Annotated in this window: 20 protein-coding genes; 4 read left to right on the forward strand and 16 right to left on the reverse strand. The window is 62.8% G+C overall.

Annotated features, from left to right (window positions below):
* Positions 1-28: 28 nt before the first annotated feature.
* Both BUA36_RS30820 and BUA36_RS24115 read right to left on the reverse strand, forming a co-directional pair.
* A complete protein-coding gene (locus BUA36_RS30820; RefSeq protein WP_072788297.1) occupies positions 29-1726 on the reverse strand; it encodes a hypothetical protein in 1698 nt (565 codons plus the stop codon).
* 208 nt (positions 1727-1934) lie between these two features.
* Positions 1935-3272, reverse strand: a complete 1338-nt coding sequence (locus tag BUA36_RS24115; RefSeq protein WP_072788299.1) for a sigma-54 dependent transcriptional regulator — start codon at positions 3270-3272, stop codon at positions 1935-1937.
* Between the two features lie 143 nt (positions 3273-3415).
* Here BUA36_RS24115 and BUA36_RS24120 point away from each other — a divergent pair, with 143 nt between their 5' ends.
* Entirely contained in the window at positions 3416-4033 is a 618-nt protein-coding gene (locus tag BUA36_RS24120; RefSeq protein ID WP_072788301.1) for a 1-acyl-sn-glycerol-3-phosphate acyltransferase, read from the forward strand.
* A gap of 6 nt (positions 4034-4039) precedes the next feature.
* Here BUA36_RS24120 and BUA36_RS24125 read toward each other — a convergent pair whose 3' ends face one another.
* The 10 genes from BUA36_RS24125 to BUA36_RS30825 form a co-directional block, all read right to left on the reverse strand.
* The gene (locus tag BUA36_RS24125) at positions 4040-4588 is read right to left on the reverse strand and encodes a HupE/UreJ family protein (protein WP_072788303.1); all 549 of its coding nucleotides are present in this window, start codon (positions 4586-4588) and stop codon (positions 4040-4042) included.
* A complete protein-coding gene (gene ureG, locus BUA36_RS24130) occupies positions 4585-5226 on the reverse strand; it encodes an urease accessory protein UreG (RefSeq protein WP_139260678.1) in 642 nt (213 codons plus the stop codon). The genes BUA36_RS24125 and ureG overlap by 4 nt, the downstream gene beginning before the upstream one ends.
* Positions 5227-5232: 6 nt before the next feature.
* Complete coding sequence (locus BUA36_RS24135; RefSeq protein WP_072788307.1) at positions 5233-5913, reverse strand: urease accessory protein UreF; 681 nt, start codon at positions 5911-5913, stop codon at positions 5233-5235.
* Positions 5914-6423, reverse strand: a complete 510-nt coding sequence (ureE, locus tag BUA36_RS24140) for an urease accessory protein UreE (protein WP_072788530.1) — start codon at positions 6421-6423, stop codon at positions 5914-5916. It abuts the gene before it with no gap.
* Positions 6424-6425: 2 nt separating this feature from the next.
* Positions 6426-8126 carry an urease subunit alpha gene (gene ureC, locus BUA36_RS24145; RefSeq protein WP_072788309.1) on the reverse strand — a complete coding sequence of 567 codons (1701 nt, stop codon included), beginning with the start codon at positions 8124-8126 and terminating at the stop codon, positions 6426-6428.
* Between the two features lies 1 nt (position 8127).
* On the reverse strand, positions 8128-8436 hold the full coding sequence (locus tag BUA36_RS24150; protein WP_072788312.1) for an urease subunit beta: 309 nt from the start codon (positions 8434-8436) through the stop codon (positions 8128-8130).
* An 11-nt stretch (positions 8437-8447) separates the two neighbouring features.
* Positions 8448-8750 carry an urease subunit gamma gene (locus BUA36_RS24155; RefSeq protein WP_072788314.1) on the reverse strand — a complete coding sequence of 101 codons (303 nt, stop codon included), beginning with the start codon at positions 8748-8750 and terminating at the stop codon, positions 8448-8450.
* A 14-nt stretch (positions 8751-8764) separates the two neighbouring features.
* Positions 8765-9628: an urease accessory protein UreD gene (locus BUA36_RS24160; protein WP_072788316.1), complete on the reverse strand. Its 864-nt coding sequence runs from the start codon at positions 9626-9628 to the stop codon at positions 8765-8767.
* A 181-nt stretch (positions 9629-9809) separates the two neighbouring features.
* Positions 9810-10052 (reverse strand): hypothetical protein, encoded by a 243-nt coding sequence (locus BUA36_RS24165; RefSeq protein ID WP_139260679.1) that lies wholly within the window; start codon positions 10050-10052, stop codon positions 9810-9812.
* A 137-nt stretch (positions 10053-10189) separates the two neighbouring features.
* Positions 10190-10354 (reverse strand): hypothetical protein, encoded by a 165-nt coding sequence (locus BUA36_RS30825; protein WP_167544329.1) that lies wholly within the window; start codon positions 10352-10354, stop codon positions 10190-10192.
* Between the two features lie 30 nt (positions 10355-10384).
* Between BUA36_RS30825 and BUA36_RS24170 the strand changes: the two genes are divergently transcribed.
* From BUA36_RS24170 to BUA36_RS24180, 3 genes are all read left to right on the forward strand, one after another.
* The gene (locus BUA36_RS24170) at positions 10385-10906 is read left to right on the forward strand and encodes a Csu type fimbrial protein (protein ID WP_072788320.1); all 522 of its coding nucleotides are present in this window, start codon (positions 10385-10387) and stop codon (positions 10904-10906) included.
* Between the two features lie 154 nt (positions 10907-11060).
* Complete coding sequence (locus BUA36_RS24175; protein WP_072788322.1) at positions 11061-11579, forward strand: Csu type fimbrial protein; 519 nt, start codon at positions 11061-11063, stop codon at positions 11577-11579.
* Positions 11580-11681: 102 nt separating this feature from the next.
* A complete protein-coding gene (locus tag BUA36_RS24180; RefSeq protein ID WP_072788324.1) occupies positions 11682-12578 on the forward strand; it encodes an NAD-dependent epimerase/dehydratase family protein in 897 nt (298 codons plus the stop codon).
* Positions 12579-12580: 2 nt separating this feature from the next.
* Here the strand turns inward: BUA36_RS24180 and BUA36_RS24185 are convergent, their stop codons facing one another.
* From BUA36_RS24185 to BUA36_RS24200, 4 genes are all read right to left on the reverse strand, one after another.
* Positions 12581-13927: a DUF945 family protein gene (locus BUA36_RS24185; protein WP_139260680.1), complete on the reverse strand. Its 1347-nt coding sequence runs from the start codon at positions 13925-13927 to the stop codon at positions 12581-12583.
* A 70-nt stretch (positions 13928-13997) separates the two neighbouring features.
* Positions 13998-15773: a DUF885 domain-containing protein gene (locus tag BUA36_RS24190; protein WP_072788328.1), complete on the reverse strand. Its 1776-nt coding sequence runs from the start codon at positions 15771-15773 to the stop codon at positions 13998-14000.
* 24 nt (positions 15774-15797) lie between these two features.
* Positions 15798-17981: an EAL domain-containing response regulator gene (locus BUA36_RS24195; protein WP_072788330.1), complete on the reverse strand. Its 2184-nt coding sequence runs from the start codon at positions 17979-17981 to the stop codon at positions 15798-15800.
* Positions 17982-18028: 47 nt separating this feature from the next.
* Positions 18029-20590, reverse strand: coding sequence for an ATP-binding protein (locus BUA36_RS24200; RefSeq protein WP_072788331.1), 2562 nt, complete (start codon positions 20588-20590; stop codon positions 18029-18031).
* Positions 20591-20624 lie beyond the last annotated feature (34 nt).

A 20624-nucleotide genomic window follows, 5' to 3' on the forward strand; every position in this document is an offset into this window, starting at 1 on the left:
GTCACAATGCACGCGCCCCACGTTGCGCTTAGTGGCCGACCGATAAATTGGACTGCACGTTAACGCTTTGCTGTACCAGCGAGGCGATGCCGCTGTTCTGCGCCGCGACCATGATGCCCGCAGCGGACTGTCCAACGCTGCTCATGGTATTCGACATATTGAAGGTGCCGGCATTGACTGCGATTGCGCCGCCTGCACCACCGGTACCGCCAGCGGCCGCGCCAGCGGTCGCCGCGCCACCCGTGTTGGTGCCACCCGCGCCACCTGCACCGCCGGTGTTGCCGCCGCCGCCCGCACCACCAGCGCCGCCAGCACCTGCCGTGGCACTACCGTTGGTCGGACTGCCATTGCTGGCCGTGCCGCCGGTAGCTGCACCGCCCGCCGCACCGGTACCCGCCGTATTCGATGCCGCACCGCTGCTGGCGCCGGCTGCGCCTGTCGCGCCTGCACCGCCAGATGCACCGGTGCTGCTGGCGGTTCCGCCCACAGCACCTGCACCACCCGCACCACTGGTGCCTGTCGCACCGGTGCCGCCATTTTGCGTCACGGCCGCACCAGCACCGCCAGCACCACTGGTGGCTGCACCACCTGCCGCACCGTTGCCCGCCGTGCTGGCGCCGCCGCTGCCAGCCGCCCCGGCGCCACTGGCACCGCCTGCCGCGCCGCTGCCGCCAGCCCCCCCGGTGGCGGTACCGCTGGTGGCCATGCCGTCACCCGCCGTGCCCGCCCCCCCGGTCGAAGCGCCCGACCCCGCAGTACCGGTTTGCGCCACCGGCATGCCACCCGCGCCGCCCGGCGTCGTGCTATTGGCCGAACTGGCCGTGCCGCTGCCGGCACCGCCGCCACTGGCGCTACTGTTGGCACTACCGGAGCCGCTACCGGCCCCACCGCCGCTGGCGCCTGCACCGCCGACGCCCGCCGTCCCGCCAGCACCGCCATAGCCAGTTCCCGCAGAACCCGATCCGCCACCATTGCCGCCGTTGCTGCCATAGGCGCCGCCGCTCGCGCCGCCGCTACCACCGGTCGATCCGCCAACACCGCCACCCGCACCGCCGCTGGCCGCACCAGTCGCGCCGCCCGCACCGCCGTTACCGCCGTAGCTGTCGCCGGCCGAACCACCTGCACCGCCCAGTCCGCCCGCGCCGCCCGCACCACCGGCGCCGGTATAGGCGCCGGAAGCGATACCGCCCGCGCCGCCGCTACCGCCCGTGCTGCCGCCCACCGACGGCGAACCATTGAAGGCACTGCCATTGCTGGCACTGCCGCCCGCACCAGCGGCCGCGCCGCTACCGCCATAACTGGCGCCGCCGCTGCCGCCGCTGGCCGCGGCATTCCCACCGGTGGCATTGCCGCCCACACCGCCGTAACCCGCACCACCAGTGCTGCCGCCGTTGTTAATCGCGCGATTGCCGATGTCTTGAATGGAGTTACCCGTGACCGCGCCATTCAGCGTGGTGGTGGCGTTGGCGCTGGACTGGTTGTACGCATTGCTGAGCGTAGAAGTGGCCGTGCCGCCGTTGTTGGCCGCCACGCCACCAACCGCGTTGGCCGCAGCGCCACCGGTGCTGTTGTTATTGTTATTCTGGTTTTTCGTGCTGCTATCCTGAACCGCACTGGATGAGTCAGTAGCGTGCGCCCCGGCGCCGGACTGCGTAGTCGCCGTCTGCGCATACGCCTGCGCGCTGAATGCCAACGCGATAGCCGCACCGATTAATGATTTTTTCATAGTTGCTCCTGCCTGAAGAAAGGGATTGAGTGTGGAATAAATATGCGCCAGGAGCACACACTCCTGGCTACGCTGCTTTCGCAAACTTGGTGCCACCTGCGCCAAGCGCTTGATATCACTGGATAAGTACAGCAACAGGGGACTGGTGGCACGGCATCCCTGCCGCTAAATGTCACACCGCTGTGACAAACCGGCCGCCATCGCAGCATCACTCACTGGGAGCACCGTTGTAACGCGCATGAGACGGCGCAGGAATCCCATGTTTGGCCAGTAGCCGATATAGCGTCATGCGGGACACGCCCAGGTCACGCGCCGCCACCGTGATGTTGCGGCCCGCGCGCAGCAGGCTGGCGTCTATCGCGTCGCGTTCGGCGCGGACGCGGGCGTCGTCCAATTGCAACGGCGCGCATTTTGCCGTGGCCGCAGCCAGGCCCAGGTCCTGGGGCAGGATCAGACGACCTTCCGCCATGACCATGGCGCGGCGCACGCGGTTGATCAGCTCGCGCACATTGCCGGGCCAGCCGTAGTCCCGGATGGCCTGGGCAGCGCGGCTGCTGAAGCCCTTCACGCGCGGCGCCCGTTCATCGGAAAAAGTATGGAAGAAGTGTTCGGCCAACGGCAGCAAGTCGTCCCTGCGCTCGCGCAGCGGCGGCACGTCCAGCGCCAGCACGTTCAGGCGGTAATACAGGTCTTCGCGAAAGGCGCCGCGCTGCACCGCTTGCAGCAGATTGACGTGCGACGCTGCGATCACCCGCACATCCACCGCAATGCTGCGCGTGCCGCCAACACGGTAGATGGTCTTTTCCTGTAAAAAGCGCAGCAGGTTGGCCTGCAGCTCCATGGGCAGATCGCCAATCTCATCCAGGAAGACCGAGCCTCCCTGCGCGCTTTCTAGCAGTCCGCGCTTTTCGCGCAGGGCGCCGGTGAAGGCGCCGCGTTCGTGGCCAAACAGTTCTGATTGAATCAGCGAGGCAGGAATGGCGCCGCAGTTAATCGGTACGAACGGTCCCTTGCGGCGCGGCGAATGTGCATGCACGGCCTGTGCCGCCAGCTCCTTGCCGCTGCCACTCTCGCCCCAGATCAGTACCGGCGCGCTGGCTGCCGCCACTTTGGTAATCTGCCGCCGCAGCCGCATGATGGCCGCGCTCGCTCCGGTCAGCGTGGCCTCGGCAGCTGTCGGCAGTTCGCCGTCGGCGCGCAAGGCGGCCATACCCAGCGCGTGGCCCAGGGTGTGCCGCAGGCGCACACTGTCCGCCGGCCAGGTATGGTAGTCGTGGCAGTGATCGCGCAATAGCTGGCGCCAGGATGAGTGCGCCACCAGCGACGGCGGCAGTACCGCCGTCCAGTGTATATTCCAGTGCTCCAGCAGGAAGGTGCCGAGCTCCGCGCAGCTATCCGCCTCCTGCACCAGCAGCAGGCCAACCGCGCATGGCCGCGTCTTGTAGTGACGGCGCGCTTCGGTTGGCGTAGCTGCACGGACCACCTCCCAGGCCGCCGGCAAGCCAGGTTCGCCGGCACCCACGCAGAGTATCGATTTCGTCGTCATGCTTATTGGACGGGAAATGATGAGAAAAGTTCAAGCTTGTGCCACGGTCGAGGCCAATATAGAATGCGCGCTGCTTTTTTAAGCGGGCGAATAACAGCCTGTCAATAGTAAAAATAAAACAAAACACAACGGGATGCAGTGAGATGAATGAATTTGAACTCAAGCCAGCGGCCTTGCCGAACTGGAGCCAGCGGGCTGCGCTGCGCATGCTGAATCTGTCCGGCTGGCGCATGCTGTACCGTCCGCTGCCCGGTCCGCGCGGCATTTTAGTGGTCTATCCGCACACAACGAACTGGGACTTTATTGTCGGCCTGCTTGGCAAATGGGCGCTGAACCTGCCGTTCCGCTGGCTGGCCAAGGATTCGCTGTTCAAGACGCCGCTGGGCGGCTGGTTCCGTTCGCTGGGCGGCGAACCCGTAGACCGCAGCGCGCCGCAAGGCATGATACGCGCGCAAGCCGAACGCATGAACGCGGCCGACTGGTACTGGCTGGCCATCACGCCGGAGGCCACGCGCAGCTATCGCCCGCATTGGAAAAGCGGCTTCTATCACCTGGCGCTGGAAGCCAAGGTGCCCTTGTGCCTGGTCTACATCGACTATCCGAACAAGACGCTGGGCGTGGTCGACCACCTGCACCTGACGGGCGACCAGGAGGCCGACATGGCCGCCATCCGCGCCATCTACTCCGGCCACCACGGCCTGTATCCCAAAAACCAAGCGCCCGTCGTGCTGCAGGAACGCCGCAGCGAAGAGCGCAAGTAACTCCGCTTACGCCGTCGCCGCCAGCATCACGCCGGTGACGGCGATGACGGCGCCCGCAGCTTTGACGGCCAACGCCGGGCTCACGCGGCCCAGCACACTCCCACCATACACCAGCAGCGAGCTGGACAGCAGCAGGCCGATGGCGCTTGCCATGTGCGGCAGTTCATGGCCATGCGCATTGCCATGCAGGAGCGCAAACGCGCCGACCATGGCGACATCCGGCGCAGCCGGCAGACGTGCGGCGACAGCAAGCAGTACGCCCATCAACGCCACTGTCAGCGCGATGCCGGTTTCCAGACCCGGCACCACCAGTCCCGCTGCGCCAGTAGCGACTCCCACCAGCAGCATGCCGACGAATGCCAGCGGCAGCCAGCGGGCGCCCTGCTGCCGCACACTCCACGCACCAACAGCCAGCATCGCCAGCAAGTGATCGAGGCCGGTGAGCGGATGCAGAAAGCCGGACAGGAAACCGTGCGTGTGGACGCCCGTTCCGGTGTGGGCGAAAGCAGCGGTAGCGGTGACGCTGAGCGCCAATGCGGTGGCGATTTTTTTCATACATGCTCCTGGTGTGGGGTTTGGCCCAGCAGGCCTTGTTCGCGGATGAAGTCAATGACCTGGGTCACGCCCTCGCCGCTGCGCAGGTTGGTGAAGACAAAAGGACGGCTGCCACGCTGCTGCCTGGCGTCGCGCGCCATGACGTCGAGGTCCGCGCCCACATGCGGCGCGAGGTCGGTCTTGTTGATGATGAGCAGATCGGAGCGCGTGATGCCCGGACCTCCCTTGCGCGGAATCTTCTCGCCGCCAGCGACATCGATCACGTAGATGGTCAGGTCCGACAGCTCCGGACTAAAGGTCGCCGCCAGGTTGTCGCCGCCGGATTCCACCAGGATCAGGTCCAGGGCCGGAAAATCCGCCTGCATGCGGGCGATGGCCTCCAGGTTGATCGACGCATCTTCGCGGATGGCCGTATGCGGGCAGCCGCCGGTCTCCACGCCCATCAGGCGTTCGGCCGGCAGCGCATCGGCGCGCAGCAGGATTTCCATGTCCTCCTTGGTGTAGATGTCGTTGGTGATGACGGCCATGTCGTAGTGGTCACGCATGCCCTTGCACAGCATTTCGCACAGCGCGGTCTTGCCCGAACCGACAGGGCCGCCGATGCCGACGCGGAGTGGATTGGAGGTAGTCATTTTTATGCTCTTTCAGGATCTGTATAAACGGCTGTATTGCACTTCATGCTGCATCGAGAGCAGCGACAGGCCCGGCGCCCAGTTGCACATATCGTCGTCGCTGACGGTTTGCGCGTAGCGGGCCGCGGCTTCAAGCTCCGCGCGCAGCGACAACAGCATGCGCTGGCCGGCCACCTGCCCTAGCGGTACGGACTTCACGCACACCAGCACCTGGTTCTCCGCCCACGCAAACAGCATGGCCAACAAGGCTTCCTGGTGCGGGATGCCCAGCGCAGCGACGGCGCAACTGAAGGCTGTCGGCAATCCGACTTCGGGCTTGCCTTGCAACTGCGCCAGCATGTCGGCATCGGCAATATCCAATTCGGCCACCAGCTTGGTCAGCGAGTAGCCCATCTGGATGGTCTCGGCGCGGAACTCGCTGCTGTCGCGCGAGGCGATGAATTTTTCGCTCCACTCGGCGACCGCGTGCCAGTCGCGGCGCGACCACGCCTGCATCAGCCGCCACGTTATCGGCGCCTCCCACTGCGCCACCACTTCATGCAGGTGGCGGACGATCCATGCGCGCGCGCTGTCGGCATCGCGCACCGCGCCATTCTCCAGCGCCGCCTCCAGCCCTTGCGAATAGCTGTAGGCGCCGATCGGCAGCGCGGGGCTGGCGAACTGCAGCAGGTTGAGGAGCGCGGCGGCCTGCATTTATTTCAGATCGCCCGGACGGTGGATCTTCTGGCGCAGCGGAATCGGCGCCAACGGTCCCTGGCCGTGGTCATGATGGTGACCGTGGCCGCCGCCGTAGGCGCCGGACTCCGGCTCAAACGCCGCCATTTCCTCCACCACGCTTGCCCCCAGGCCGGCCAGCATTTCCTTCAACACCTCATCCGCGCGGATGCGCAAAAAACCGTCGCCTACCTGCGCCTGTGTATGACGGTTCCCGAGATGGAAAGCGCAACGCAGCAGCGCATGAGCATTCGCGCAGGTGACTTTGTAGGTCGGCTCCGGCGCGGCGATGACGCGCACCACCCGCTGGTCCTCGCCTGTCAGCAGGTCGCCGTCACGCAGCACGGTGCCGCGCACGGTGAACACAGCGACCTCCTCGCCGGTATCGAGCATCGCACGCAGGCGGCATTTCTCGCGCAGTTCATAAGGCAGCACCAGTTGCGCGGCGATGGCGTCAGCATGCGGGATTTTGGTATGTAGTGTCAGCATCATCAGAACAGGAAATAGCGCTGCGCCATCGGCAGCTGGGAAGCGGGCTCGCACACCAGCAGTTCGCCGTTGGCACGCACTTCATAGGTTTCAGGATTGACCTCCATCCGGGGCGTGAGGTCGTTGTGGATCATGTCGGACTTGCGCAGCGCGCGCATGCCGCGGGCCACGATCAGCGTCTTGTTCAACCGGAGCTGGTCGCCGATGCCCGCATCGTAAGCAGACTGCGAAACAAAGGTGAACGACTTCTTCAAGCCGCCGCCAAAAGAGCCAAACATCGGGCGGTAATGCACCGGCTGCGGCGTCGGGATAGACGCATTGGGATCGCCCATCAACGCCGCCGCAATCATGCCGCCCTTCAGTATCGTCTGCGGCTTGACGCCAAAGAACGCCGGCTTCCACAGCACCAGATCCGCAATCTTGCCCACCTCCACCGAACCTACCGCATGCGCGACACCGTGGGTGATGGCCGGGTTGATGGTGTACTTGGCGATATAGCGTTTGACGCGGAAGTTGTCGCTGCGCGAAGAATCGGGTGCGAGCGGCCCGCGCTGCACTTTCATCTTGTGCGCCGTCTGCCAGGTACGCATGATGACCTCCCCCACCCGCCCCATGGCCTGGGAGTCGGACGACATCATCGAAATCGCGCCGATGTCGTGCAGGATGTCTTCCGCCGCGATAGTCTCGCGGCGGATGCGCGATTCGGCGAACGCCACATCCTCCGTGATCGCCGCATCCAGGTGATGGCACACCATGAGCATATCCAGATGCTCGTCCAGCGTGTTCACCGTGTACGGCCGCGTGGGGTTGGTGGAGGACGGCAGCACATTGCCCTCGCCCACGGCGGCAATGATGTCGGGCGCATGGCCGCCACCCGCACCTTCCGTGTGGAAGGTATGGATGGTGCGGTCCTTGAACGCCGCCAGCGTATCGGCAAGGTAGCCACCTTCGTTGAGCGTATCGGTGTGGATGGCGACCTGAATATCCATCCTGTCGGCCACACTCAGGCAGTTGTCGATGGCGGCCGGCGTGCTGCCCCAGTCCTCATGCAGCTTCAGGCCGATGGCGCCGGCACGGATCTGTTCTTCCAGCGGTTCAGGCAAACTCACATTGCCCTTGCCGAGAAAGCCCAGGTTCATCGGAAATGCGTCCGCCGCCTGCAGCATCGCGTGCAGATGCCACGGCCCCGGCGTGCAGGTGGTGGCCGAGGTTCCCGCCGATGGCCCGGTACCGCCGCCGATCATGGTGGTGACGCCGCTCATGAGCGCCTCCTCGATCTGCTGCGGGCAGATGAAGTGGATGTGCGTATCCACGCCGCCGGCCGTCACGATCATGCCTTCGCCCGCGATGATTTCGGTGGCGCCGCCGATCGCCATGGTCACATTCGGCTGGATGTCGGGATTGCCCGCTTTGCCGATGGCCGCGATCATGCCGCTTTTCAGGCCGATGTCCGCCTTGACGATGCCCCAATGATCGACGATCACGGCGTTGGTAATCACCGTATCCATCACCTCAGCAGCCACGCGCTGCGACTGGCCCATGCCATCGCGGATCACTTTGCCGCCGCCGAACTTCACTTCCTCGCCATAAGTGGCGTAGTCCTTCTCGATTTCGATAAACAGTTCAGTGTCCGCCAGGCGGATGCGGTCCCCGGTAGTGGGACCGAACATCTCGGCGTAAGCGCGGCGCGAAATCGTCACCATATCAACTCAGCTTTCCCATGACTTTGCCGTTGAATCCATATACCTTCTGCTCGCCGCCCAGCTTGACCAGTTCCACCGTGCGCTGCTGGCCCGGCTCAAAGCGCACAGCGGTGCCAGCAGCGATGTTCAGCCGCTTGCCATAGGCCTTCCAGCGCTCGAACTTGAGCTCGGTGTTGACTTCAAAAAAATGGAAATGCGATCCGACCTGCACCGGACGGTCACCGCGGTTGGTTACCACCACGGTCTCCGTCTCGCGGCCTTCGTTCATGCCGATCTCGCCCTCTTCCAGTATGTATTCGCCAGGGATCACGATGAACTCCTTTATGGGATGGGGTTGTGGACAGTCACAAGCTTGCTCCCATCCGGGAACGTCGCTTCGACCTGGATGTCAGGGATCATTTCGGGGATACCCTCCATGACGTCGGCGCGCGCGAGTATGCGCGTGCCGTCGGACATCAGTTGGGCGACAGTTTTGCCGTCGCGGGCACCTTCCATGATGGCGCAGGTAATCAGCGCCACCGCTTCCGGGTAGTTCAACTTCAGGCCGCGGGCCAGGCGGCGTTCCGCCACCAGGCCTGCGGTAAAAATCAACAGCTTGTCTTTTTCGCGTGGACTCAGATCCATATTCGGTTTCCTGTTCAGGTTTGCCAGATGCGCGGCGTCACGGCTTCTCGCGCCAGCAGGTGCGGGCGCAGATGGCGCCACACGGTGAGCATGAGGCGGCGCGCGGTTTCGCTGTCGTCGCCCAGATGGCGTGCCACCAGCACGCCCTTGGTCTGCGTTACGCCGAAGCGGTGTGCGCCGTCGGTGGCGGCAGCGGTGCGGATCTCGTTCAATACGGCGGCAGGCAGCGGCTTGCCGGCGGCGATCAGCGTGGCGCAGACTGTGTGGCCATCCAGCGCCAGCGGGCTGCCCAACTGCCCGCCCAGCATGTCGCCCTGTTCCCACCACAGCAGACGCCCCTCGCGGCGGATGCTGCTGCGCTGGCGTATCCTGCCGCTATCGAACGTCTCTCCCGATCCACGCCGGCCCATGCAGAGAATCTCGCAACCGATAAAGGTCGCGCCTGCAGCCAGCTCTATGTGCTGCTCCAGGACCACGTTAGCGGTATCAAAAAAGATTGTTTCCTGCGGCAGCCATTCCAGTGCCGCGTCCTGGTTCACATGCAGGTGCACGGTCTGTTGCGATACCTTGCCATTAGCCTGGTACCACTTGGCCGCGCCAGGTGTAGTGATGAACGCGTGCGCGCGATCACCCACGCCAATATCGATTTCCAGCTGATCGCCACCGACCACGCCACCCGGTGGATGAACCACGATGGCTTGGCAGACTTTGGCGTCTTCCGGATACAGCGCCTTCTGCACACGCAGCGGGCCGTGATGGATTTTATTGAACAACCGCGTGGTGCCTGCATCGTCGGCAAAACCGAGGGTGAGACTGGCCTGCCAGGCACTGTGGCCAGTGCTGGCGTTTACGTCGCGCGGTGCGGTGCAGTCGGGCATAGAAACAGAGATGCTAAATAACCGTTGATCTATGCAATCAGCGTGCCAGCATAAATTCCTTCCTGCGCGCGCAGGCTGCACCGAGATATGGCAAACAGCACCAACTTGGTGCATCCCACAGGCTCAAGCCCCCCGCAGCGACAAACCTGTCCTTGATGCGCTTGTTAGTGACGCAAGAGCTTTAATCGGGTGTTCTGGGCTTGCGGCTGTCTTTCAGTGCTTCTGGCTCCAATTCCGGGTATGCATCGTGGATAGGTCGGATGATGCAATAATACAATTCCGTCATGATCTTGCTAACCTCTTCCCGGTATTCCTTAAATTCGTTTTCCGGGCACGTATCTTTTACCCGGATAAGGGAGTCATTCAGGCGTTCACAAACGTCTGACATTGTTTTGAGCACTTCTTCTGAAATTTGGCGATTCATTTTGATCCTATATACAGAGCTTAGAGACATCGGTTTCGTTTGAGACGGTCAGCATTTCATGCTGGCCCTGTGCGGAGGCTAAGCCGTGCGAAATGTACTTCCCGTCAACGCCAAGTTCACGATGTAAGAAGTTTTCTCTACGCCAGCACAACTTCGCTGTTGTAAAAAAGTGCCGGGCAGCAAATAATTTTCGCGGTTTCTACGCCGCCAAAAGTATTGCCTCGTGCAGCAAAAGCAGCGTTTTTACGGTTGAGGAATAATTGGTTCCATTGAGGCATGGAAACAAAAGTTGTCGTGAACATGCTCCGAGTTACCCACCAATGGAGAGCATCATGAAAAGCAAGTTCCTCACCCGCGTCGCACTTGCCACCGCCTTCGGCGCGGCGCTATTGCCGGTACTGAGCGGTGCCGCGGTCTACAGCAACGGCAGCAAAACGACCACCTTCGACGTCACGCTGAAAATCATCGCCGACTGCACCATCGCCGCCAATACGCTGGACTTCGGCCAGTCGCAAGGCGTGCTGGCGACGGCAGTCAACGTCAACACCACGCTGAACGTCACCTGCACCAACACCACGCCGTACAACATCGGCCTCAATGCCGGTACCGGCACCGGGTCGACCGTGGCAGCCCGTTTGATGAGCGGCACCGGCGCCAATACCAGCACCGTCGCGTTCAATCTGTTCCAGGCAGCCGGCACCACCAACTGGGGTAACACGCAAGGTACCGACACCAAGTCCGGCACCGGCACCGGTTCGTCGCAGACCATTACTGTGTACGGCAACATCCCGGCACAGGCAACGCCGCAACCGGATACGTACAAGTCGACGATCACCGCGACCGTCTACTTCTAACACCCCACTCCGCCGTCAGCCCACAATCTTGGCTGATAGACGCGATCCTGCATTCCCTGGCGCCCCAGCCCGCGCCCAAGCTTCCCCTGTACCGTTTTAAACCGCCCCAGCGTAGCGGTAAATAACCTTCGAGCTTATTTACTGGAGAATTGCCATGCCGCGCATCGCTACCCGTATCGCCGCCGCAGCAACCGTTCTTGCCATGCTGGCCCCGATGGTCGGTGGCGCCGCTGTCTACAGCAACGGCAACAAAACGACGACCTTCGACGTCACGCTGAAAATCATCGCCGACTGCACCATCGCCGCCAATACGCTGGACTTCGGCCAGTCGCAGGGTGTGCTGGCAACCGCCGTCAACGTCAACAGCACGCTCAATGTCACCTGCACCAATACCACGCCGTATAACATCGGCCTCAACGCCGGCACAGGCACCGGTTCCAGCGTCGCTGCACGTCAGATGAGCGGGACCGGCGCCAATACCAGCACCGTGGCCTTCAATCTGAACCTGACCGCAGGCGGCGGCAACTGGGGCAATACCCAGGGTACGGATACGCTGTCCGGCACCGGCACCGGCGCCCTGCAGAACCTTACCGTCTACGGCGTGATCCCGGCCCAGTCGACGCCGCAGCCAGACACCTACAAATCGACCATCACCGCGACCGTCTATTTTTGATTGTTGAAACGGACGCAAGGGAGCTTTGCCCGGCGCCCTATTGGTGTGGACTGCCCGCGTCCCCATACTCTCTGCTTCAGGAAATGAATCTCGGAGCAGAACATGAAAGTATTCGTCACCGGTGCGGCCGGTTTTATCGGCAGTTCGATTGCGGCAGGCCTGGTCAAGGCTGGCCATGAAGTGGTTGGCCTGGTGCGCAAGCCGGAACAGCTGGAAGAAGTGAAAACGATCGGCGTCACCGGTGTACTCGGCACACTCACCGACCGTGATCTGCTGATGGCCCAGGCCCGGGCGGCCGATGCCGTCATCAACGCCGCCAGCAGCGACAACCGCGCTGCGGTGGAAGCCTTTATCGACGCCCTTGCCGGTTCCGGCAAGGTGTTCCTGCACACCAGCGGCTCCAGCATCGTCGGCGACGCCTCGGGCGGCGAAGGCACCGATCAGATCTACTACGAAGACAAGCTGCCGGCGCCGACCGCCGACAAGGCCGCGCGTGTCGCCATCGACAAGCTGGTACTGGACGCGGCCAGCCAGGGCGTGCGCTCCGCAGTGCTGTGCAACACGCTGATCTACGGTCACGGCGCGCTGCCGCGCGACTCCGTTCAGCTGCCACGTTTGCTCAAGCAGGCGCGCAAGAGCGGCATCGTGCGCCACGTCGGCCCGGGCCGCAACATCTGGTCGAATGTGCACATCGACGATGTGGTTGACCTGTATCTGCTGGCACTGGAAAACACCGAAGCGGGCGCGTTCTATTTTGTCGAAAGCGGCGAAGCGGCATTCAACGAGATGAGCGCGGCGATCGCCAGGGCACTGGACCTGGCGCCGCCGCAGGACTGGCCGCTGGAACAGGCCAAGGAAGAATGGGGTTACGAGATGGCCTCCTACGGCCTCGGTTCCAACAGCCGCGTACGTGGCCAACGCGCACGCACGCAGCTGGGATGGCAGCCCCATCGCCCGCCAGTGCTGGACTGGATTGCGAACGATATGCTGCGCACCTGAGTTCAAGGATTCGGCTTGGTTTCCGGCGCTGGCGCCGGTTTCGCTTCCGGTGCGGCTTTAATGCCCAGGTTCTTCGGCAGCTCCATCGACTTGCCGTTGATCGACAGCTTGTCGTCCTTGATGTCGATGGTCGAGCGCAACTCGTCCTTCTCCACCACGGCAAAGCCGCTGCTGACGGCTTTGCCCACCACGAAGCTGACCATGGCGTCGGCGCCGGCATCGATCTGACGCGCGGCGTCGGCGGCACTGGCATCCACGCTACGGGCCGAGATGGCGCGCCCGACATCGCGGATCAGGGCAACCGGCACCCGTACTTCAAAGTGCGCCACGATCTTTTTCATAATCGCTTTGATGTCCTGGAAGTCGGCATCCACCGTCTTCGCGAAGGACACACGGCCTTTTATCGCAGCGACGTTGCCGCGATAGCCGACACTGATATCGTCGATGAGCAGCACCGCGCCCGACTGGAGCGCGCGCTTGCCGAGGTCCTTCATATTCTTCAACATCAGCTCTTGCTGCGCTTTCGGGTCCAGCTTCTGGGCGTTCTGCTCACGCATGGAACGGCTGAAATCAGCCATCACCTTCACCGGCACATTGGTGAGGCGGAAAGCGAAGTTGGCGTGATCCACGCGCTCGTCACCTATCGCCATGGCGTTGACCGTCGAACGGTAGGCAATTTCCACGTTATTGCCGCGACGGGAAGTTTCCGAACGCGCGGTAATGCCTTCAAAGCGCATCAGCTTTTTGGCGTCCTTGTCGCCAACCGTCACATCGCGCACGGAGACCAGCCCAACGCCGAAATTGGCAACGCCGTAATCCACGCCATCCGCTGCGCGCTGCTGCTTCGCCACCAGCGTCATGTTTTCCAGACTGACCGAAAGATCGGGACGCGCCATCACCAGCGATGGCCACTGCATGTCCATGGTCAGGCTACGGCCTGTCTTTTCGGTCGACAGCTTGAGCGTCATCTCGGACCAGTTGAAGTCCGTGCCATTGCCTTGTACGTATAGGTAAGGCGCCAGCTTGCCGATGTAATTGATCTGGCCTTTAGGACCGTCGGTACGCGTGATCGGGAACGGACGTTCGGCGCCGAACATCTCTTTCAGCTTCGGCCGCAATGCCGGCGAGAATTCAAAGCTGGCGTATTTTTCCCAGATTTTGGCCACATTCCGTTCGCTGCCCGTTGCGGCAGTCAGTTCCTGGCTGGCCTGCTTGAGCGTCTCAAGCGTCGCCGGGGTCAGAAATTCTGGCAGCTGCGGTGGGGCTGGCGTTGCAGCCGGATCGGCAGCGTAAACGGGAATGACCAGCATGGCGCTGGTCATTGCAAATGCGAGGGCAGTTTTTTTCAAGGGAAGACCAGGAGAATGTCAAAAGAGCGCAATTCTACTGAAGCTTTACCCTCAAGAAATACGCACTTTGTCACTCAAGACTAGAGTACGGGCTCTTGCCGCCATCCGCGATGAACTGGTCGACGCGCGCCTCCAGCACGGGCAGCGGCACCGATCCCAGTTGCAGCACCGTGTCGTGGAAGGCGCGGATATCGAACTTCTGTCCCAGCGCCTTTTCCGCTTTCTTGCGTGCGTTGATGATGCTCATTTCGCCCAGGTAGTAGGACAGCGCCTGGCCCGGCCACGAAATATAGCGGTCCACCTCCGTTTCAATTTCATGGTCCGACAGCGCGGTGTTGGCATGCAGGTAGTCCTGCGCCTGTTTGCGGGTCCAGCCCTTGCTGTGGATGCCGGTGTCCACCACCAGGCGGGAAGCACGCCAGGCCTGATAACTGAGCATGCCAAATACTTCGTACGGCGTTTCATACATGCCCATTTCGGCGCCCAGGCGTTCGCTGTACAGCGCCCAGCCTTCGCCGAAAGCCGAGATGTAGGCATTGCGGAATGGTGGACGTCCCTTCTGCTCCATCGCCACCGGCATCTGGAACGCGTGGCCCGGCGCCGATTCGTGCAGCGTCAGCGCCGGCATGCTGTACAGCGCGCGCGATGGCAGGTTGTAGGTGTTGACCAGGTAGACGCCAGGACCGCCGCGGCCCGAAGTGTAGAACGGCGCCTGGTCGTCCGGCACCGGTATCACCGCAAAGCGGCGGCGCGGCAGATAGCCAAAGTACTGCGCCACTTTGCCGTCAAATTTCTTGGCGACCCAGGCAGAGCGCATCAGCAGTTCCTCCGGCGTTTTGGCGTAGAACTGCGGATCGGTACGCAGGAATTGCAGGAAGGCCGGCAGATCGCCTTTAAAATCAACCTGCTTGATCACGTCCTGCATCTCGGCGCGGATCTTGGCCATTTCTTCCAGGCCGATGTTGTGGATCTGGTCCGCGCTCAGCGAGGTGGTGGTGAACTCCACGATCTTCGACTGGTAGTAGGCTTTACCATCCGGCAGGCTTTCCGCCGCCAGCTCCTCGCGCGCTTTGGGCACATACTCTTCGCGCATGAACTTCAGCAGGTTTTTATAGGCCGGGACCACCGCCGTTTCAATCGCTTTCACGCCCTGCGCGCGCAGCTCTTCCTGCTTGGCGGCCGGCATACTGGCCGGCATGGTCTTGAATGGCAGGTAGAACACCGTGTCCTGCGGCGTCTTCGCATCGCTCACCGAGGTGATGGACGCGTCGCGGCCAACCAGCGTGACCTTCGGCGGCGTGAAGCCGCGCGCCAGGCCGGCACGCATGTTGACGATTTCGTCGTTGAAGTAGCGTGGCACGTCAGCCAGCTGTTTCACATAATCGCGGTACTCAGCCTCGGTGGCCATGGTTCGGCGCGCGGTGCCGGCCATGTTCGACCAGAAGGCGCTGTCGGCGTTGAGCGGTTTTTCAAATTCGCGGAACTGCTGGGCGGCGAGGAAGGCGGCAATCTGCGCCTTGTACACCTGGTAGTTGATGCGCTCCGGCGCCGACAGTTTCGACTCCTTGATCCCCTCCAGCTTTTTCATCACGCCCTGCCAATACGCGGTACGGCTGTTCTGCGTGGCGAGATCGATACGCGGCAGCGCGGGCGATACGCCGCTGTCGTCGTCGTCCTCGCCGTCTTCCTGCTTCTGGCTCAGACGCCACTTCCACTCCTGGGTGTAGATCGCCTTGAACTGGGCGTCCGCCGGACCTGCTTTAACCGCCGTCGCCGCAGCGTTGGCGACACCAAGACACAACAGCATGCATGCACCGGCTATCGCGGCGCTGAACTTCTTTTCCATAGCACTCCAGGGAGAAAGGTTGGTTTACATATCCTGCAAATTACGGCGCTCGCGCAGCAGCGCGCTGAATCCTTCGGCGTTTAGCGGGCGGCTGAAATAGTAGCCCTGCATCTCATCGCAACCATGTTCGGCGAGGAACTGCACCTGCTCGCGCGTCTCGACACCTTCCGCAATCACGCGCATATTCAGGTTGTGCGCCAGCGAGATGACGGACAACGCGATGGCCGAATCCGCGCTGTTGGTGGTCACATCATCGACGAAGGATTTATCGATCTTCAGCACGTCAATCGGAAAGCGCTTCAGATAACTGAGACTGGAATAGCCCGTACCAAAGTCGTCCAGCGAAATGTGGACGCCAATGTCCTTCAAGCGGCGCAGCGATGCCACGGCTTTATTCGGATCGCCCATCACCGTGCCTTCGGTGATTTCCAGGCCCAGATATTCCGGCGCCAGGCCATATTTGCGCAACGTGCTTTCCACATAGGGCACGGTGGCATCGTGAGCGAACTGCCCCGCCGCCAGGTTGACCGCGACCTTGATCTGGCCCAGCCCCTGTTCATGCCACACTTTCATCTGCGCGCACACGCTCTCCAGCACCCATTCACCGATCGAGTTGACCAGGCCATATTCCTCGGCCAACGGAATGAAGCGGTTGGGCGGCACCTTGCCCAGCACCGCGTTATCCCAGCGCAGCAGCGCCTCCGCGCCAACCATGGCGCCGGTCTTCAGGCAGACCTGCGGCTGGTAGTGGACTTCAAACTCGTCGCGCGCAATGGCCCCACGCAGCTGACTCTGGATCGCCAGCTTGTCGCGGATTTCCGCATCCATGCGCTCGGTGAAGAAGGCGTAGTTGTCACGGCCGATCTCCTTGGCGCGGAACAGCGCCGTATCGGCATTGCGCACCAGTTCATCGAAGCTCTCGCCATCGGTGAGGCTGACGGCGATGCCGATGCTGGAAGTGACGGTGATCTGCTGGCCGTCGATCATGAGTTCCTTGCGCAGGCCAGCCAGGATTTTCTGCGCCAGCGCGATGGTGTCATTGAGTTGCGCGTCGTCAGCCACAATGATCTGGAATTCATCGCCGCCATGACGGCTGACGATATCCCCTTCACGTACAGTCTCGCTCAGGTACTTGGCCACCACCTGCAGCGCCTTGTCGCCCATGTCATGGCCGTACGAGTCATTGATGCTCTTGAAGCGGTCCAGGTCCAGGCACATGAGCGCGACGCAACGGCCATCGCGGCGCGCGGTGGACAGCACCTGCACGAAGCGTTCGCGCGCCAGCATGCGGTTCGGCAGTCCGGTCAGCGCGTCGTGGTTGGACAGGAAGTCGATCAGGTGCTGCTCGGCCTTGCGCTCGGTGATGTCCATGAACACCGCCACGTGGTTGATGACATGGCCCTGTTCATCCCGTACCACGGAAGCGCTGAGCAGGCCGGGAAAGGTGTCGCCATTCTTGCGGCGCGCCAGGATTTCGCCCGACCAGTGGCCGGTTTTGACCACCGAAGTCACCATGGTGGCGAAGGAGCTGGCATCCATATCGCCCGCATGCAGCAGGCCGACACTCTGCCCCAGCACCTCCTGCGCGGTGTAGCCGGAGATCTGCGTAAAGGCGGGATTGGTGGCGACGATGCGGGCGTCGCGGTCGGTGACCACAATCGCGTCCTGCGTCGCCTCAAACACCTGGCTGGCGAGACGCAGGAATTCCTCGTTGGCGCGGCGCTGTTCGACCTCCCGCGCCAGTTCGGCGGTACGCTCCGCCACGCGCTGCTCCAGCAAGGCGCGTTCTTCCGCCAGCGCTTTCTGCGCCCGGCCCAGTTTGACGTGAGCGTCGGTACGGGCCAGGATTTCCTCGGCCTGGAACGGCTTGGCGATAAAGTCGACCGCGCCCAGTTCAAAACCGCGCACCTTGTCGTCGGTGTCGTGTTGGGCGGACAGGAAGATCACCGGCACCTGGTTCAGTTCCGGCGTGGCTTTCAGACGGCGGCAGACTTCAAAGCCGTCGATGCCGGGCATGCGGATGTCGAGCAGAATCAGTTCCGGCGGACGCGATTGCGCGGTCCACAGGGCCAGTTCGCCGTTTGGCGCCTGGCGCACGTAGTACCCCGCTTCCGTCAGCAGGTCGCTGAGTAGCTTGAGCGAGGCCGGCGTGTCCTCCACGATCAGCACTTCGCCCTTGGTCTGTTGTTCCGACAAATCCCGATGCATGTAAAAACTCTCTCGCCTGATTAGCTGCATTCTCTATGATATACCGGTCAGGCCGAGGCCACCAATTCAGTACCCGCCTGATCCAGCAATGCGCAGAGTTGCGGGTACTGGTGCAGCTGAATCATATGCTCGATGCGCGCCACCACATCGCCCAGCGCCGGCGGCAATGGCGCCAGCAACTGCGCCACGCGCGACAGATTCAGCTCCTGCAGAGCCGTTTTCAGTTCGGCGCGCAGCACGGGCGCCAGCTGGCGCAGGTCTTCCGCCGCCAGCGGCTGCGGCGCGGCCTGGCGCACGCCGTGATGACGGCGCACGAACTGCAGGTCGAGCTGCTGCTCCAGCACGGCGTACAGCTGCTCCTGTTCCACCGGCTTGCGCAGGAATTCATCGGCGCCGGCGTGCAGCGCCTCCTCGCGCTCTTCGGTGAATGCGGACGCTGTCAACATGACGATGCGCGGCTGTTGAATATCCGGGTTGGCGCGGATCTGGCGTGTAGCGCTGATGCCGTCCAGCGTCGGCATGCGCCAGTCCATGAACACCAGGTCCGGCTGCCATACATCCACCATGGCCAGCGCCTGCGCGCCATCGCCGACTGCGGCAATCTCGAAGCCCAGCGGTTTAAGCAGGCTTTCCAGCAGCGCGCAGCCGTCGGCGTTGTCATCGGCGACCAGGATGCGGCGGCGCTGCTGCGGTTGCAGAGGGCTGACTTCATCCTCGCCGGCCACCGGCGCCTCATCCGCGACCTGCACCGCCACCGTGAACGAGAATGTAGCGCCCTCGCCCGGCGCCGATTGCAGCGCCAGCGTGCCGCCCATCAGCTGCACGAATTCGCGCGAGATGGTCAGCCCCAGGCCGGTGCCCTCTTTAGCCCCCGGACCATCGGCCTGGATGAACGGTTCAAAGATGCGCGACTGGTCTTCGGTGGCAATGCCGGGACCATTGTCGATCACGGAAAACGTCAACTCACAGGCGCCGTTGCGCGCGCTGCAGCGCACTTTCAGCGTCACCTTGCCCTGCGCGGTGAACTTGACCGCGTTCGACATCAGATTCAGCAGCACCTGGCGCAGCTTGGTGCCGTCCACCCGCGCGCTGGCCGGCAGGCCGACGCTGTCCAGCACCAGCTCCACGCCGGTCTGGCCGGCGCGCATGCTGACCATGTCCATGACTTCCTGCAGCATGTCGTTGAGGTTGACCACCTCCGTTTGCAGCACGGCGCGGCCAGCCTCGATCTTGGACAGTTCAAGAATATCGTTAATCAGCGTGAGCAGATGCTGGCCGGAGCGATGGATGATGGCCAGGTTGCGCTTCTCTTCCGGCAGCATGTTCTTGGAGTCCGCCATCAGGCGCGAGAAACCGATCACGGAGTTCAGCGGCGTGCGCAGCTCATGGCTCATATTTGCCAGGAAGGTGGACTTGGCGCGGTTCGCCGCCTGCGCCTGGCGCACCGCCACCGACAGCGCGTTGGTACGCTCGGCCACCAGCTCCTCAAGATGGATGCGGTGGCGGCGCAGTTCCGCTTCCGCCGTGCGGCTGGCCGTGACGTCGTAATTCACGCCGACCATGCGCTGAGGGTGGCCGTCCGCATCGCGGAAGATCATGGCGTCCGCTTTCAGATAGTGCAGCGAACCGTCAGGCCAGATCAGGCGGAACTCCACATCAAATTCCGCGCTGCCGTTGAGTGCCTGCTGCAGCAGCATTTCGGTAGGAATCGCGTCGTCCGGATGGATCATGCTGCGCCAGCTGTGCATGGGCTTTTCCAGCTTGCGGCCTTCCAGGCCATGCAGCCGGTACATCTGCTCGTCCCACACCATTTCGTCCGTGGCGATATTCCAGTCCCAGATGCCGATGGCCGCCGCACCGGAGGCGATCTGCAGGCGCTCTTCGCTCGCATGCATGGCCACGTAGCGGCTCTCCATGAGCCGCACCATCTCGCGGATCGAGGCATTCAGTGTTTTCAGTTCGCCCGTGTACCAGTCGCGCGGCGGCGAGGCGCCCGGGTTCTGGCCCGCTTTCACGCTGGCCGCGTAACGCTCGATATTGGTCAGAGGCTTGAGGATGAGCTGCCATAGCAGCAGATAAAGGCTCAGCACCAGCGTCACGTCCAGCACGAAAATCAGGCCGGCGATGGTGTACAGGCGCTGGCGCAGCTGCTCGATCAGCACCGCCGGCGAGGCATACACGGTAATGGTGCCGATATTCTGCCCACCCGCCACGATGGGCCGCTGCTCGGACAGCAGCTCGGGATCGGACGGCAAGCGCTCCGCCGGCACCAGCTGCGCCTGTTCATTACGGGTGAGGATAAAAGGATGGTTGCTGGCCACCGGCGCCACCGCGCTGGCATACAGGTCGCGGTTACTCAGACCGCTCTTCATGATGGTGACGATTTGGGTTTCGTCGAAATTCCAGGCTGGCAGCGCCACGGCGGACGCCAGCTCGTCGGCGCTGTTGGCCAGTGTCTTATGCAGCTGCTCCCAGCGCTGTGCGCGTTCGACCTGGTAGAAATACAGCGCAAACGTCGTCAAAACCAGTGTCACCACGGCGGTGAGCGTCACGCTGACGAATACGGCGATCGATACTTTTCCTGCACGGCGGGCAAGTCGGACCAACATCGGAAAACCATTCTTTGGGGGTTAATCTTTGCTG

The organism is Duganella sacchari (assembly GCF_900143065.1).
In the GTDB taxonomy this organism is placed as follows: Bacteria; Pseudomonadota; Gammaproteobacteria; order Burkholderiales; family Burkholderiaceae_D; genus Rugamonas; species Rugamonas sacchari.